The 13749-nt window shown below is 71.9% G+C and carries 15 protein-coding genes; 4 read left to right on the forward strand and 11 right to left on the reverse strand.

Annotated elements, in window-relative coordinates:
- Positions 1-49: 49 nt before the first annotated feature.
- The 11 genes from ABZY20_RS12670 to ABZY20_RS12720 all read right to left on the reverse strand — a co-directional run bounded on the left by ABZY20_RS12670 (position 50) and on the right by ABZY20_RS12720 (position 10509).
- Entirely contained in the window at positions 50-1156 is a 1107-nt protein-coding gene (locus ABZY20_RS12670; RefSeq protein ID WP_356440592.1) for an aliphatic sulfonate ABC transporter substrate-binding protein, read from the reverse strand.
- 461 nt (positions 1157-1617) lie between these two features.
- Entirely contained in the window at positions 1618-2076 is a 459-nt protein-coding gene (locus tag ABZY20_RS12675) for an Rrf2 family transcriptional regulator (protein ID WP_356440594.1), read from the reverse strand.
- Between the two features lie 87 nt (positions 2077-2163).
- Positions 2164-3063, reverse strand: coding sequence for a TauD/TfdA family dioxygenase (locus tag ABZY20_RS12680; protein WP_356440597.1), 900 nt, complete (start codon positions 3061-3063; stop codon positions 2164-2166).
- Between the two features lie 56 nt (positions 3064-3119).
- Positions 3120-4451, reverse strand: coding sequence for an LLM class flavin-dependent oxidoreductase (locus ABZY20_RS12685; RefSeq protein WP_356440600.1), 1332 nt, complete (start codon positions 4449-4451; stop codon positions 3120-3122).
- A 63-nt stretch (positions 4452-4514) separates the two neighbouring features.
- A complete protein-coding gene (locus ABZY20_RS12690; protein ID WP_356440602.1) occupies positions 4515-5477 on the reverse strand; it encodes an ABC transporter permease in 963 nt (320 codons plus the stop codon).
- Positions 5474-6322, reverse strand: a complete 849-nt coding sequence (locus ABZY20_RS12695) for an ABC transporter ATP-binding protein (protein WP_356440604.1) — start codon at positions 6320-6322, stop codon at positions 5474-5476. Before ABZY20_RS12695 ends, ABZY20_RS12690 begins: the two co-directional genes overlap by 4 nt.
- 5 nt (positions 6323-6327) lie before the next feature.
- Entirely contained in the window at positions 6328-7398 is a 1071-nt protein-coding gene (locus ABZY20_RS12700) for an ABC transporter substrate-binding protein (RefSeq protein WP_356440607.1), read from the reverse strand.
- A gap of 201 nt (positions 7399-7599) precedes the next feature.
- Positions 7600-7695, reverse strand: a complete 96-nt coding sequence (locus tag ABZY20_RS12705) for a putative leader peptide (protein WP_356440610.1) — start codon at positions 7693-7695, stop codon at positions 7600-7602.
- 143 nt (positions 7696-7838) lie between these two features.
- A complete protein-coding gene (locus ABZY20_RS12710) occupies positions 7839-8621 on the reverse strand; it encodes a sulfite exporter TauE/SafE family protein (protein ID WP_356440613.1) in 783 nt (260 codons plus the stop codon).
- 72 nt (positions 8622-8693) lie between these two features.
- Positions 8694-9923: an acyl-CoA dehydrogenase family protein gene (locus ABZY20_RS12715; RefSeq protein ID WP_356440616.1), complete on the reverse strand. Its 1230-nt coding sequence runs from the start codon at positions 9921-9923 to the stop codon at positions 8694-8696.
- 13 nt (positions 9924-9936) lie between these two features.
- The gene (locus tag ABZY20_RS12720) at positions 9937-10509 is read right to left on the reverse strand and encodes a winged helix-turn-helix domain-containing protein (RefSeq protein WP_356440619.1); all 573 of its coding nucleotides are present in this window, start codon (positions 10507-10509) and stop codon (positions 9937-9939) included.
- 480 nt (positions 10510-10989) lie between these two features.
- On the opposite strand from ABZY20_RS12720, the gene ABZY20_RS12725 reads away from it, so the two are divergent.
- The 4 genes from ABZY20_RS12725 to ABZY20_RS12740 all read left to right on the forward strand — a co-directional run bounded on the left by ABZY20_RS12725 (position 10990) and on the right by ABZY20_RS12740 (position 13686).
- The gene (locus tag ABZY20_RS12725) at positions 10990-11070 is read left to right on the forward strand and encodes a putative leader peptide (RefSeq protein ID WP_356440747.1); all 81 of its coding nucleotides are present in this window, start codon (positions 10990-10992) and stop codon (positions 11068-11070) included.
- A 241-nt stretch (positions 11071-11311) separates the two neighbouring features.
- Positions 11312-11869 carry an NADPH-dependent FMN reductase gene (gene ssuE, locus ABZY20_RS12730; RefSeq protein ID WP_356440622.1) on the forward strand — a complete coding sequence of 186 codons (558 nt, stop codon included), beginning with the start codon at positions 11312-11314 and terminating at the stop codon, positions 11867-11869.
- Positions 11870-12049: 180 nt separating this feature from the next.
- Positions 12050-12451 carry a peptidoglycan-binding protein gene (locus ABZY20_RS12735; RefSeq protein ID WP_356440625.1) on the forward strand — a complete coding sequence of 134 codons (402 nt, stop codon included), beginning with the start codon at positions 12050-12052 and terminating at the stop codon, positions 12449-12451.
- A gap of 281 nt (positions 12452-12732) precedes the next feature.
- Positions 12733-13686 (forward strand): hypothetical protein, encoded by a 954-nt coding sequence (locus ABZY20_RS12740; protein ID WP_356440626.1) that lies wholly within the window; start codon positions 12733-12735, stop codon positions 13684-13686.
- Positions 13687-13749 lie beyond the last annotated feature (63 nt).

Genomic DNA, 13749 nt, shown 5'->3' on the forward strand with positions numbered 1-13749 from the left:
GGACGGCCCTCGTCCCCTGGGCCGTTCAGCCCTTACGCGGCCCCTGTCGTCATCCGACGCCGAGACCGGCGTCGTCGACCAGTTCCCTGCCGTCGGCCTTGAGGACCTTGTTGAGGAGCGTGAGGTCGTAGATGCCCTTGAGGTCCGGCTTCTGCAGCAGGCCGGCCTTGACCGCGTGCCGCGCCTGGGTGTCGAGGGTGGCGGCGAGCGGGTCGTCGAGGAAGGCGACGGACTTCCAGGCGGGGTCGAGGACCTCGGCGGGCAGCTCCTTGCCCGAGAGCTCCTTGAGTGCCGCGTTGGCGGACGCCTTCGCCTTCTCCGGATGGGTGCTGATCCACTCGTTGGTCCGCACCGCACCGCGCAGCACGGCCTCGACGACGTCCGGGTGCGCCTTGAGGAACCTCTGCGACACGATGATGTTCGTGATCACGAACTTCTTGTCCGGCCACAGCGTCGACTCGTCGAGCAGCACCCTGCCGCCCTCGGCGACCAGCTTGGAGGCGGTCGGCTCGGGCACCCAGGCTCCGTCGATGGAGCCGGACTTGTAGGCGTCGGGTGTGATCTTGTTGTCGGTGCGGACCACGGAGACGTCGCCCCCGCCGCTGGCGGCGTCGACCTTCCAGCCCTGGTCCGCGATCCAGTTGAGGAACGCCACGTCCTGGGTGTTGCCGAGTTGCGGCGTGGCGATCTTCTTGCCCTTGACGTCCTTCAGCGACTTGATCTTGTCCGGGTTGACGACGAGCTTCACCCCGCCGGAGGCCGAACCGCCGATGATGCGCAGGTTCTTGCCCCTCGACTTGGTGTAGCCGTTGATGGCCGGGGAGGGGCCGATCCAGCCGATGTCGATGGACCCTGCGTTCAGCGCCTCGATCTCGGAGGGACCGGCGTTGAAGGTCGAGGCCTTGATCCTGGTGCCGCCCAGCTCCTTCTGGAAGAGGCCCTCCTGGACGCCCACCAGGGCGGTGGCGTGGGTGAGGTTGGGGAAGTAGCCGATCTTCACCTCGTCTGCGGAGAGCTTGCCGGCGTCCGCGGCGACCTCGTTCCGGCTGCTGTCGTCGGTGGCCTCGGAGCCGTACCCGCAGGCGGTCAGCAGGAGGGGGAGCGCCGCGGCGACGGCGAGGGCGCGCAGGGTGGTGAGCGGTCTTGAGGCAGACACGGGGATGTCCTCCCGGGGGATGAGCGAGCAGAGACGTGCGGGAAGCGAGCGGTGGGGCTCGTGGGTGGGCGCGCGCCGGTCCGCCGCTCGTCGGCCCGGAGCGCCGGAAGGGCGTCCCGGGTTCTGGCGAGCGGATCGTGGAGTGGGGGGGCGTCTCGACGCGTGCCGGGTGGAGACCGGCGGTCTCCCACGAAGTGCCGGCGGGGTCGCGGAGTGCTTCAGGCAGGCTGACAGATGGCGCTGGACGCGTGGCCGAAGTCGATATGGCGACGCGAGGTCAGGGAGGGCAGCGGCAGGACGGTGCGAGGGCGTGTTCTCACGGCCGCACCTCCTGCATTCCCTAGTTTTCCTACCTGAGTGATAGGGATCTTGGCAGAAGGTCGCGCCGCCCCCAAGAGGGGGATCACATGATGGACGACCTCATCTCGCCCACTGATACGGGAGGGGCGAGGCCCGGCGCGTCAGGGGTTCACCCAGGCGTCCGGTGTGTGGGTCAACGCGGAGACCGCCGACGGCAGTTGGGCGGAGGCGACATCGGCGAGCGACACGCCGTCGAGGATCTCGCGCACATTGGACCGCAGGGCGATCCACAGGGGCAGCAGGGACTCGGCGGGGCCGGTGTAGGACAGCTCCGGGGGCCGGACCCCCCGCACCGAGACGAGCGGCCCGTCCACGACGCGGATGACGTCGGCGACGCTGATGGACTCGGCGGGTCTGGCCAGCCGGTAGCCGCCGTTGCCGCCGCGCTGGCTGACGACGAGACCGCCCCGGCGCATGTCGTTCAGGATGCCTTCGAGGAACTTGTGCGGGATGTCCTGGGCGTCGGCGATGGCCTCGGCCTTCAGAGGGCTGTCGTCCCGGGACGCGGCGAGCTCCAGCGCGGCGCGTACCGCGTAGTCCGCCCTGGCTGAGATCCGCATGCGCCCAGTATCCCGCACGGCTTCGACCGGCACCCGCGGCGGGCGGGCCACCGGGCGGGGGCGGTCCCCGCCCGGCGGCCACCGGTCTCAGGCCGCGGCGGGCGTGTAGTGGGAGGCGTCGTCGCCCTCGACGATGTGGCTGAGGGCGCCGTCGACACCGGCCGGGACGTCGCCGGCGACGGTCACCCGGTGCAGCAGGCGCGGGAGGTCGCCGTAGTCGTCGGGGGCGTAGTGCTGGGTGATGCGGTTGTCGAACAGGACGAGGTCACCGGGCGCCCAGGCCACACGCACGATGTTCTCGGGACGGGTGACGTACGACTGGAAGATCCGCAGCAGGTCCCGGGAGTCGGACGGGCCGAGTCCGACGATGCTCTGGACGAAGCCGCCGATGAACAGCCCGCGCTCCCCGGTCTCGGGGTGGACGCGCACGACCGGGTGGGCGGTGCGGTACTTCCGCGAGACGAACCGCCTGCGGTGCTCGGCGGCCTTCTCGCTCCTCGGGGCGGCGTAGTCGTAGTCGTTGGTGTGCACCGCCCACAGCCGGTCGGCCAGCTCGCGCAGCGGCTCGGGCAGGTCGCGGTAGGCGGCGGCGGAGTTGGCGATGAGGGTGTTGCCGCCGTAGGGCGGGACGACGATGCTGCGCAGCGTGGAGGCCTTCGGGGGTGTCCGGACGAAGGTGACGTCCGTGTGCCACTGGTTCGCGCGGATCCCCTCGTCGCCGTCGACGGGCAGGATCCTGGGCTCGCCCTCGACGGACGCCACCGTGGGGTGCGCGGTGGTGAGCTCGCCGAAGAGGGAGGCGAAACGCAGCTGGCCCGCGTCGTCGAGGTGCTGGTCGCGGAAGACGAGCGCCTTGTGCTCCAGGAGCGCGGAGTTGATCTCGGTGACGACGGCGGGGTCGAGCGCGGCGGAGAGGTCCACGCCGAGGATCTCGGCGCCGATACGGCCGCCGATCCTGCGGATGTCGAAGCCGGTGCCGGTGGTCATGGGCGGGTTCCTTTCGGGAGGTGGGTGAGTGGGGGCGGCGCGGGAGGGCGCGCCCCTCAGGGTGCCGCCAGCCGGTTGGCGGGGCGGGCCAGGCCGTAGTGCTCGCGCAGGGTGCGGCCGGTGTACTCGGTGCGGAACAGGCCGCGCCGCTGCAGGATCGGCACGACGTGGTCGACGAAGTCCTCCAGGCCGCCCGGCAGATGGGGCGGCATGATGTTGAAGCCGTCGGCCGCGCCCTCGGTGAACCACTCCTCGAGCTCGTCGGCGATCTGCTCCGGGGTTCCGGCGAGGACGCGGTGGCCGCGTCCGGCGCCCAGCCGTGCGATGAGCTCGCGCAGGGTGAGGCCGTCGCGCCGGGCGAGTTCGGCGACGAGCGTGAAACGGCTCTTGTTGCCGTTGATGTCCCGCTCGTCGGGCAGCTCGGGCAGCGGCCCGTCCAGCGGCAGCCCGGTCAGGTCGGTGCCGAGCATCCCGGACAGCTGCGCGAGCCCGTACTCGGGCACCTGGAGGTCGGTCAACTCCTGTTCCAGGGCGCGGGCTTCCGCCTCCGTGGAGCCGATGACGGGGGCGATGCCCGGCAGCACCAGCAGCTCGTCCTCGGTGCGCCCGTAGCGGGGCAGACGCGACGTGAGGTCCTTGTGGAAGGCCTGGGCGTCGGCGAGGGTCTGCTGGGCGGTGAAGACGGCCTCGGCGTACCGGGCGGCGAACTCCTTGCCGTCCTCCGACGAGCCGGCCTGCACCAGCAGCGGGTAGCCCTGAGGGGCCCGCGGCACGTTCAGGGGGCCGCGGACCGCGAAGTGCTCACCGCGGTGGTCGATCGCGCGCACCTTGCCGGTGTCGGCGTAGACGCCCCGCTCACGGTCGAGCAGGATCGCGTCGTCCTCCCAGCTGTCCCACAGCTTGGTGGCGACGTCGACGAACTCTCGCGCCCGGTCGTAGCGCAGCCGGTGCTCCAGATGCTCGTCGAGCCCGAAGTTGCCGGCCTCCTCGACGCTGCCGGAGGTGACGATGTTCCAGCCGGCCCGGCCGCCGCTGAGGTGGTCCAGGGAGGCGAACTTCCGGGCGGTGTGGAAGGGCGCGTTGAAGGTGGTGGAGACGGTGGCGATCAGGCCGACGTGCTCGGTGACCGCCGCCAGGGCGGACAGCAGGGTGAGCGGTTCGAACCCGCCGAGCGCGTTGTACCGGACCCGGTCGCCCAGGGCGAGGCCGTCGGCGAGGAAGACGGAGTCCAGCAGGCCGCGTTCGGCGGTCAGGGCGAGGTGCTGGAAGTAGCGCAGGTCGGTGACGCGTTCGGGCCGGGTGCGCGGATGCCGCCAGGCGGCGTCGTGGTGGCCGGCGTTCATCAGGAAGGCGTTGAGGTGCAGATGACGGGGGCGGGGCGGGCTCATGGTCTCCTCGGATCACGGAGGCGGGCGAGAGGGGCGGGGCAGGGGAGGCGCTACGGTCCGGCGTCAGCCGCCGCCGGGCACGCGCCAGGAGCTGAGGCGCTTCTCCAGGGCCACCAGGAACTGGTTGAAGGCCACGCCGACGGCGGAGATCGTGATGATCCCCGCGTACATCTGTGGGATCGCGAAGTTGTACTGCGAGGCGTTGATCAGATGGCCGAGGCCCGCCTTGGCGCCGATCATCTCGGCGGCGACCAGCACCAGGATCGACACCGCTCCGGCCAGCCGGACACCGGTGAAGATCACCGGGACCGCGGACGGCAGGACGACCTTCTGGAACAGCCGGGGCGCCGACAGGTCCATCGACTTCGCCAGCTTCAGCAGGGTCGGGTCGACGGTGCGGACCGCGCTGATCGTGCTCAGCAGGACGGGCCAGGTGCACGCGTACACCACGAGGGCGATCTTCGACGTCTCGCCGATGCCCAGGAGCAGCACGAACACCGGCAGCAGGGCCAGCGCGGCGGTGTTGCGGAAGACCTCCAGCAGCGGGCCGAGGAGATCGGCGACCGGCCGGTACCAGCCGATCAGCAGCCCCAGCGGCACGGCGAGGGCCACGGCGAGACCGAATCCGCTGAAGGAGCGCACCAGGCTGGCTTGCGCGTCGTCGGCCAGCCGGCCTGTCGCGGCCAGCTCCCACCAGGCGCGGGCGACGTCACCGAACGGCGGCAGGAAGGTCCGGTCGACCAGGCCGAGCCGCGGCGCGGTCTCCCACAGCAGCAACAGGGCCGCGATCGCCGCGGACCTGGTCGCCGCGCCCAGCAGCAGGTACGGCAGCCGGCGGACCGCGCGGTGGGCGGTCCGCCGGATCCGGGCCGACGCGGAGGCGACCCGGCGTCCGTTCGCCGGTGGCGCTCCGGCAGGAGCACCAGCGGCGGGTCCGGTGGGGGAGGGGGCCCGGACGGGCCCCGCGGTGTGCGCGGAGTCCGCGGCCGTGGTCTTCTCGGACGTCGTGCCGGTCACGGGGCTCATACGGAAGCCTCCTCCTTCTCCAACTGCTGTGCTCTGGCCACCTCGTCGTGCAGCAGCGACCAGATCTCGTGGCGGTGGCGCGCGAACTCCGGGCTGGAGCGAGGGTCGTCCGCGGCCGTACCGGCACCGAGGGCGACCGGCACGATCTGCTTGATCCGGCCGGGCCTGGACGTCATGACGGCGACGCGCTGCCCGAGGCGGACGGCCTCGTCGATGCCGTGCGTGATGAAGACGACGGTCTTGCCGGTGCGCTGCCAGATGCGCAGCAGCTCGTCCTGCAGCGACTCCCGGGTCTGGGCGTCCAGCGCCGCGAACGGCTCGTCCATCAGCAGCACGTCGGGGTCGTAGGCGAGGCTGCGGGCGATCGCCACCCGCTGCCGCATCCCGCCCGACAGCTCGTGCGGATGGCGGTCCTCGAACCCCGTGAGACCGACCAGGTCGAGGAACTCCCGTGCCTGAGCTGCGCGTTGACGCCGTGGGACGCCGGTGGCCTCCAGGCCGAACTCGACGTTGCCCTGCGCCGTGCGCCACGGCAGCAGCGCGTACTGCTGGAAGACGATGCCGCGGTCCAGCCCGGGGCCGGTCACGGGGACGCCGTCCAGCAGGATCCGTCCGGCGGTGGGCCGGGCGAGACCGCCGAGCAGCTCCAGCAGCGTCGACTTGCCGCAGCCGCTGGGGCCGACCAGGACGGTGAACTCGCCGGCCGCGATCTCCAGGTCGATGCCGTCGAGGGCGGTGAACCGGGTGGTCCGCCCCGCGCCCTTGCGGTCCTTGACGGTGAAGTCCTTCCGTACGTCCTCGAACACGATCTTGGGCGTGGCGGCTCGGGTGGTGGGGTCCGGCATGGGGATCAGCTCCCGCTCTTCGAGGCGGAGGAGGACGCCGGGGACGGCGCCGCGTCGCCCCTGCCCGCGGCGTTGTACTCGTTGGTGTAGAGGTCCGACGACCTGACCTGGCCCTTCCTGATGTCGCCGCGCCTGGCCAGCCAGTCGATCCACAGCTGGAGTTCCTCGCCGGTGATCCGTCCCGCCGTCTCGGCGACGCCGTAGGAGCGCCAGTAGCGCAGGGGAGCGGTGTCCTCGTTGCGGCCGCGCTTGGTGACGATGTCCGTCATCCGGGCGATCACCTCCTCGCGCGGCGTGGAGCGGGACCACTCGATGGCCCGCCCCACGCCGGTGACGAAGGTCCGTGCCGTGCCGGGGTTCTGCCGCAGGAAGCGCTCCGTCATCACGTACGTGCCGGCGCTGAACGAGCCGAGCAGCCGGTGGTCCGTGAACAGCGGGCGGATGCCGCCGGTGGCCAGGGCCTTGTCGCGCAGGATGCCGCCGAGCACGGCCACGTCGATCTGCTTCTGGCGCAGGGTCTGCTCGGTGCTGACCGGGGGCACCACGAGCGGCTCGACCTTGCCGATCTGCGCCCGGGACAGACCGCCCCGTTGCAGGTAGATGTCGAGCATGGCCTCGGAGTGGGCGCCGAGGGTGTTCATCCCGACCTTCTTGCCGATCAGGTCCCGGGCCGAGCGGATGGGGCTGTCCTCGAGGACATAGAAGCCGTTGTAGGCGTACCTGTCGGCGCCGTAGTAGCTGATGACGGCCTTGACGGGGGCGTTGTTCGCGGCCAGTTTGACGACCGCGCCGTTGAAGGCGCCGCCGAAGTCGGTCTGGCCCGTGGCCGCCGACTGGATGTCCTGCGGGCCGCTGATGGTGTTGCCGACCCACTCCAGCTTCACGTCCTCCAAGTAGCCGAGGTCTTCGGCCAGTTCCGGCAGGATGACCTGACCCGCCCAGCCCTGGTAGCGGAGGGTCCTGGTCCCGCTCTCGCCGGCGGGGGCTCCGGTCGCGGTCGTACCGCAGCTGACGGCGACCGCCGAAAGACCGAGCAGGGAGAGGAACTGGCGTCGGTTCGATGCCGTCGTGGCCATGGGCTGGTCCTGTTCGAGATCGATGGAGGGGCAGGAATGCGGGGAGGATTTCCGGGCCCGCCTGTTCCGCTGGGCGGTGGAAGAGGCGAAAAGGGCACCGGAAAACGTCAGCCGTGCGCGCGGCACGCATTCCATGAGGGAGGAGAAGTGAGGCCAGGAGATCTTCCCGGCGTGTGCGCGGGCCTTCCGGGAAAGGAGCGCTCAGAATCCGCGACGAAGAGACCGCGCACAGATGGCACTGGCCTGACGTCGCAGGTCGACGTGCAGGCGCGCGGCGAGGTTCTCGGAATTGCTCACGACGACGAGACTCGCAGCGCATTCCTGCCCGGTCAATGCGGCCTGCGTATCCGTCTCATGTTCTCAACAGTCCGACATGCGGGTGCAGTACGGCGTTCACAATGGCCCGGCTGTGGTGAGACGCCGGTCTGCCGGCCCCGACGTCACAGCAGGGACTGCACGGCGTACAACGCGCCGAGGAGGGTGGCCAGGGCGCCGAGGACGAGTCGCAGCGCGCGTTCGGGCAGGCGCGGTTGCACCACTGCCCCGAGGTAGCCGCCGATCAGCCCGCCGATGCCGCAGGCCAGGCCCAGCTCCCACACGGGGGCGATGCCGCCGGAGCCGGTCAGCGACAGCAGCGCGAAGGTCGCGGCACCGGCCACGGAGGTGACGAACGTGGAGGCCAGGGCGGCGGGCGCCACCCGGGCGACGGGCATGCCCCGGCCGACCAGGACGGGGCCGAGGACGGATCCGCCGCCGATCCCGTAGATCCCGCCGACGACCCCGACGACCAGGGCGAGTCCGGTGACGGCCCGGGGCGAGAGGTCCCCGGACGGGACCGGCCGGGCGGGCCGCAGGGTGCGCGCGACGAGCCACAGGCCCAGGGGCATCAGCAGTGCGGCGACCAGGAGACGGAAGGCCGTCGCCCCCGGCACGGCGAACACCCGCAGCATCGCGCCGACGACCACTCCGGGCAGCGTGCCGCCCACCAGGAGACGGGTCAGCGGGCTGCGCAGCAGGCCCGCGCGGCGGTGGCGCAGCAGGGCGCCGGGTCCCGCCACCACGTTGAACAGCAGGTTCGTGGGCGTGACCGCCGGACCGGGCACCCCCAGGACGCTCAGTTGCACGGGCAGCAGGAACACCGCGCCCGACACCCCCACCGGCGCGGTCACCATCGCGATCAGCAGGCCGGCGGTGAAACCGGCGAGCCCCGTCGGCCAGGTCACGGCAGCTCCCTGATGCGACCGGCCCGGCCCGAGGGGCGGCCCTCCCCGCCACAGCCGATCACTTCCACCGGGTCAGGCGGGCAGGGTGAACGGGGGGTGCGCGCCGTTGAGGAAGTAGTCCCCGACCTCGCGGAGCCGGGGTGCGACGGGCTCGTACAGGGTGTGGGTCCGGGCGTTGCGCCAGAAGCGGTCGAAGCCGAGCCGCGCGGAGGCGGAGCGGGTGCCGATGATGTCCAGGGCACGGGTCGTGGACTCCTGCGCGGCTCTGGAGGCGGCGGCTTCGGCCACGGCCACGAGCACGGAGATCTCCGCGTACTCGTCGTACGAGAGGTCGTCGCCGCGCGTCAGCCCGCCGTGCACGGCTTCCAGGGCTTGGTCGGTGAGCGCGGACGCGGAGCGGGCGAGGACGGTGAGCTCCCCGTAGGAGGCCAGCACCTGCGGGTCGTGGGGAGTGCCGGCCGGCCAGGAGGGATGCCAGGGCGTGTGGCCCGTCCTGCTGTACTCACGGGCTTCGGCGAGCACCCCTTCGGCCATGCCGAGGAGCAGCTGGACGGAGACGAGCCGCCCGACCGGGGACGCCAGGGCCGCCGAGGGCGACAGGGCCTCCTCGTCCGCGGACAGGGACCCGAGGACGTCACCGGAGGCCACCGGCACGGCGTCGAACTCCACGCTGCCGCCCGCCGCGAGCCGCTGCCCGAAGGGGTCGGCGTCCGCGTCGATCCGCACCCCGTGCCGGGCGGGATCGACCATGACGGCCACCGCTTCACCGCTGCCGGCCCGCACGGCCCGCACCGCCAGACGGTCGGCGACCAGCACCCCGGTCGCATGGCTCTGCCGGCCGTCGAGCACCTGGCCCCCGGCCGTCCCGGACAGGGTCAGGGGCGGCTCCTGACCGGCGAAGCCGCCGCCCCAGCACCACCGTTCCGACCCGGACAGCCGCTCGACCCGCGCGGCGCGAGCCGGCTCGGCGAGCAAGCGGGCGCTCCACGACACGAAGTAATGGCAGCCCAGCAGCTGCCCGATCGCGCCGTCGGCGGCGCCGATCTCCCGCACGACCGCGTAGGCGGTGGGCCAGTCGGCGCCCCCTCCTCCGTGCTCGGCGGGCAGCAGCAGCGTCAGCAGCCCTGCCTCGCGCAGCCGGGACACCTCGTCGAACGGGGGCTTGCCCGCCTGCTCCCGGGCCACCGCGCCGGTGGCCAGGTCGTCCGCCGCCTCGCGGGCCACGCGCAGCCAGTGCGCGCGGCCGGGCCCGGCCGGGCCGGATTCCGGGGCGGGGCCGGACGGCGCCGTGGCAACGCCCATGGGGGTGGTCTCCTCACGGTTGGTCGCGCGGTGGGGTGCCGGCGCTCTCGGCCCGGTCGGGCACGTACTTGTAGCCCACGCGCCGCACGGTGACGATCCGGTGCCGGTGAGCCCTGCCCAGCTTGCGGCGCAGCCGGGCGACATGGACATCCACGGTGCGGCCGTCGCCGATGTGGTCGTAGCCCCAGACGGCGCTCACCAGCCCGTCGCGCGAGTGCACCCGGTGCGGATGCCGAACGAGCCGCGCCAGCAGCTCGAACTCCAGGTAGGTCAGGTCGAGTTCACGTCCGTCCACCTCGGCGGTCCGGCGTACGGGATCGATGCGGACGGCGTCCTCTTCCGCGGGCCGGGCGGGAGGCGGGTCCGTGGCGAGGACCGGCCGGATCTCGGGCCGCGGCCTGTCCTCGACGAACAGCTCGGCGGGATCGGTGCCTTCGGGGACGAGCAGGAGGTATCCGACGAGCGGCGCGGCGGCGCGTCCGTCAGCACCGTCGTGAGCGGTCTCGCCCACCAGGCGGAGACGGCGCGTCCCGGACGGTGTCGGATCGTGGGAAGTGGGCTGGGCGGTCTGGAATGCCGTGGTCATGGCGGTTGTCCCTCAGAGGTGTGTCGGGTCGTCAGGCGCGCTGAACGAAGACGCGGACGACTGGTCGACGGGGAAAGGAGCAGCGGAGCGGCACGGGCGGACGAGTGGGTCGCGTGCCTTACGCGTGACAGCAGGCGGCGCTGACGACGTGACCAAAGTCGACATGCCGACGACGAACGAGTCGCTGCTGCGTACGGGACATGTGCATCATCCTGCGCACCGTGCCGTGGCCCCGTCAAGGCTTTCCTAGTGAAACGGTAGGAAATCGGGGGAGGGGGTGTGATCCGACGGTCCGGCGCTTCGGGGGCGGCGAAGGTGGGCCCCGCAGGTCCTCAACCGTGCGACGGTGAGGAGGCGTTGACGTCGTTCGCCGGGCTCGGGGAAACCTCCGGTCAGCGCCTCGTGAAGCCGGCTCTCAGCATGTGGAACGCCGTACGGGAGTTCTTGACCGGCCGGACTCCCGCTGCTTGGATCGGCGCCATGAAGCGACAGGACCTCACGCGGCGACGCCACGTCGACCTCGGGCGTGTGGCCAGCTCCTGCTGTCGCTGCCAGGCCTGAGCACCCCGAGAAGAGCTCCGGCCCTCCTGCCGGTCTCCCCCGTGCATTCCCCTCCGGGCCTTCTTCTCCCGTGACGGAACAGGTCCCGCGACCGTCGTTCCCTGCCTCCATCTGACTTCCTTCGCCGGTCCTTCCGCGAGGACTTCACAGGCGACGACCTCGTCCGGCGTTCCCACATTCGGCCCGGTGCCGCCCGCCTCCTTCGCTGCCCGCACCACGCCCAGCACCGAAAGGTCTCCCCATGGCCACGATCCTGTCCGTCTCCGGAAGTCCCTCCGCCACCAGCCGCACCGCACGACTGCTGCGCCAACTGGACGCCCGTCTCGCCGCGCAGGGGCACGAGGTGATCCCCTTGGACGTGCGCACCCTCCCCGCCGATGCCCTTCTCGGCGCGGACTTCCGGCACCCGGCGATCGTCCGCGCCACCGCTCTGGTCGAGCAGGCCGACGGGGTCGTGGTCGGCACCCCCGTCTACAAGGCCGCCTACTCCGGGCTGCTGAAGGCACTGCTGGACCTGCTGCCGCAGTACGCGCTGGCCGGGAAGACGGTCCTTCCGCTGGCCACGGGTGGTTCCACCGCCCATGTCCTGGCCATCGACTACGCCCTGCGCCCCGTGCTGAGCTCCATGGGTGCCGCGCACATCGTCCCGGGCTGGTTCACCCTCGACCGGGACCTCGCGGTGGGCGACGACGGCACGCTGACCGTCGCGCCGGGCTCGGCTGCGGCCCTGGCCGAGGTGACGGACCGCTTCTCACGCGCACTGGGCGGCCGCACGGCGTTGCTGGCGGCCGGCGGTTGAGAGCGCCGGCCGTGACCGCCGCCCGACGCACCGGCCCTCACCGCCGCATACGGCTCCGGGCCGTTTCCCCCTCAAGAAGTGCAAGAGAAAAGAATGAAACCGAAACGAAGCCCTGCATTTCTTCATCCCCCGTGATTCACCTATTCTGGACATATGAATAAGAGGGCAGAATTCTACGTAGTGAAACGCGGCGACACGCTCGGTGGTATCGCGGCCAAACATCGTGTGACGCTGAACCAGATCCTGGAGTGGAATCCCCAGATCAAGAATCCCGATGTCATCTTCCCCGGCCAGCAGATCCGCGTGGCCGCCCCGGAGATGTACGGCGACTACGAACCGTTCCCGGGCTCCGACTTCTTCCAGTCGTCCGTGAGCAGTCCGATCATCGAGGCCATGGGCTACCGGCTCATCGAGGAGAACTGCTCGGCCTACTCCGGCGGCCCCGACTCCCAGTGGAGCGAGGCGGACCGGAGGTCCTACTCCAAGTGGCAGCACAAGCTCGGCTACCGGGGTGAGGACGCTGACGGCGACCCGGGTCCGCAGTCCTGGGAGAAGCTGCATGTACCCGCCGTCTACCGGTGATCGGAGCCGGCGGCCGGACGGCCCCCGCGCGTGACCGGAAGCCGGCCCGGCCGCGCGACGGGCCGGCCCGGACCGCGTGGCGCGCCCGGGCGAAAACCCGCATCGCCTATCTCGAAGCGCAACTGCAGCACGAAAGCAGCGGGCCCTGCCCCCAGGGCCGGATGACGCTCATCGAGGGAATGCGGAGGCATCTGGAGAAGGCCCGCCGGGCCGCCGACGAGGATTTCGGATGGCGAAGACCGTGGTCCGGTTCGGCTGCCCGTGAGGGCGTCTGGTCGAATGTGCGCAGTGCGGAAGTGCTGCTCCTGCAACTCGTCTCCGACGAGGAAGCCGCCGGCAGCGCCAGCGACGTCATGGCGCTGGTCCAGGAGCATCTGGACCCCGACGACCCGCGCCGCGTCAGGCTCGCCCGCAGGTTCCGCGCCATCACCTCCGGCGGCATGACGCCCACCGACCGGGACCTCATGGTCCGGGCGCTCGACGCCGCCTACAACGCCCTGGACGACGAACTGGCCCGGGTGCGCAGCCTGCGCAACATCCTGTGGACCGCGACCGTCCTCGTCCTGCTCGGTGTGGCGGGCCTCGCCCTCTACGGCTGGTTCTCGCCCCGCTCGCTGAGCCTGTGCTTCACGCCCGACAGGCCCGGTGCCGCCGACAGCGTCACCGTCGTCTGTCCCACCGCCGAGCACCACGACGTGTCGGCGGGCACCGACGCCAGCAGCCTGGCCGACCCGCGGGACATCCTCACCGTGGAGATCGCCGGGCTCGCCGGCGCGGCGCTCACCGTCATCGCCTCACTGCGCCGCATCCGCGGCACCGACTCCCCGTACATGCTGCCCCTGGCGTCGGCCGTGCTGAAGTTCCCCACCGGCGCCCTGTCCGCCTTCCTCGGCCTGCTGCTGATCAGGGGTGCGTTCGTGCCCGGCCTGAGCGACCTGGACAGCCGCGCCCAGGTCCTCGGCTGGGCGGCCGCCTTCGGTGCCGCGCAGCACCTGGTGACCCGGCTGGTCGACGACCGCGCCCAGATGACGCTGTCGGAGGTGGGCCGGCCCACGGAGGCCGTGACCGAGCCGGAGCGGACGGCCGTCAGGGAGGGCGCGGCCGCGCCGCCGTCCGGCGCGCCGACCGCCGGCCCGGCCGGCGACGGGCACTACGAAGGGCCGCCACCCGGCAGGCAGGAGAGCGCGCAGGACGAGGAGCGCGCGGCGGAGTCCGGCCGGCCGGCGCCCTCCTGACCCGCCGCCCGCCGCCCCGCTCACCGCCGCAGCTCCGTGTGAGCCGTCTCCGGCAGTCGCAGG

Origin of the sequence: Streptomyces sp. NPDC006624 (assembly GCF_040611555.1) — a bacterium.
Classification (GTDB): domain Bacteria; phylum Actinomycetota; class Actinomycetes; order Streptomycetales; family Streptomycetaceae; genus Streptomyces.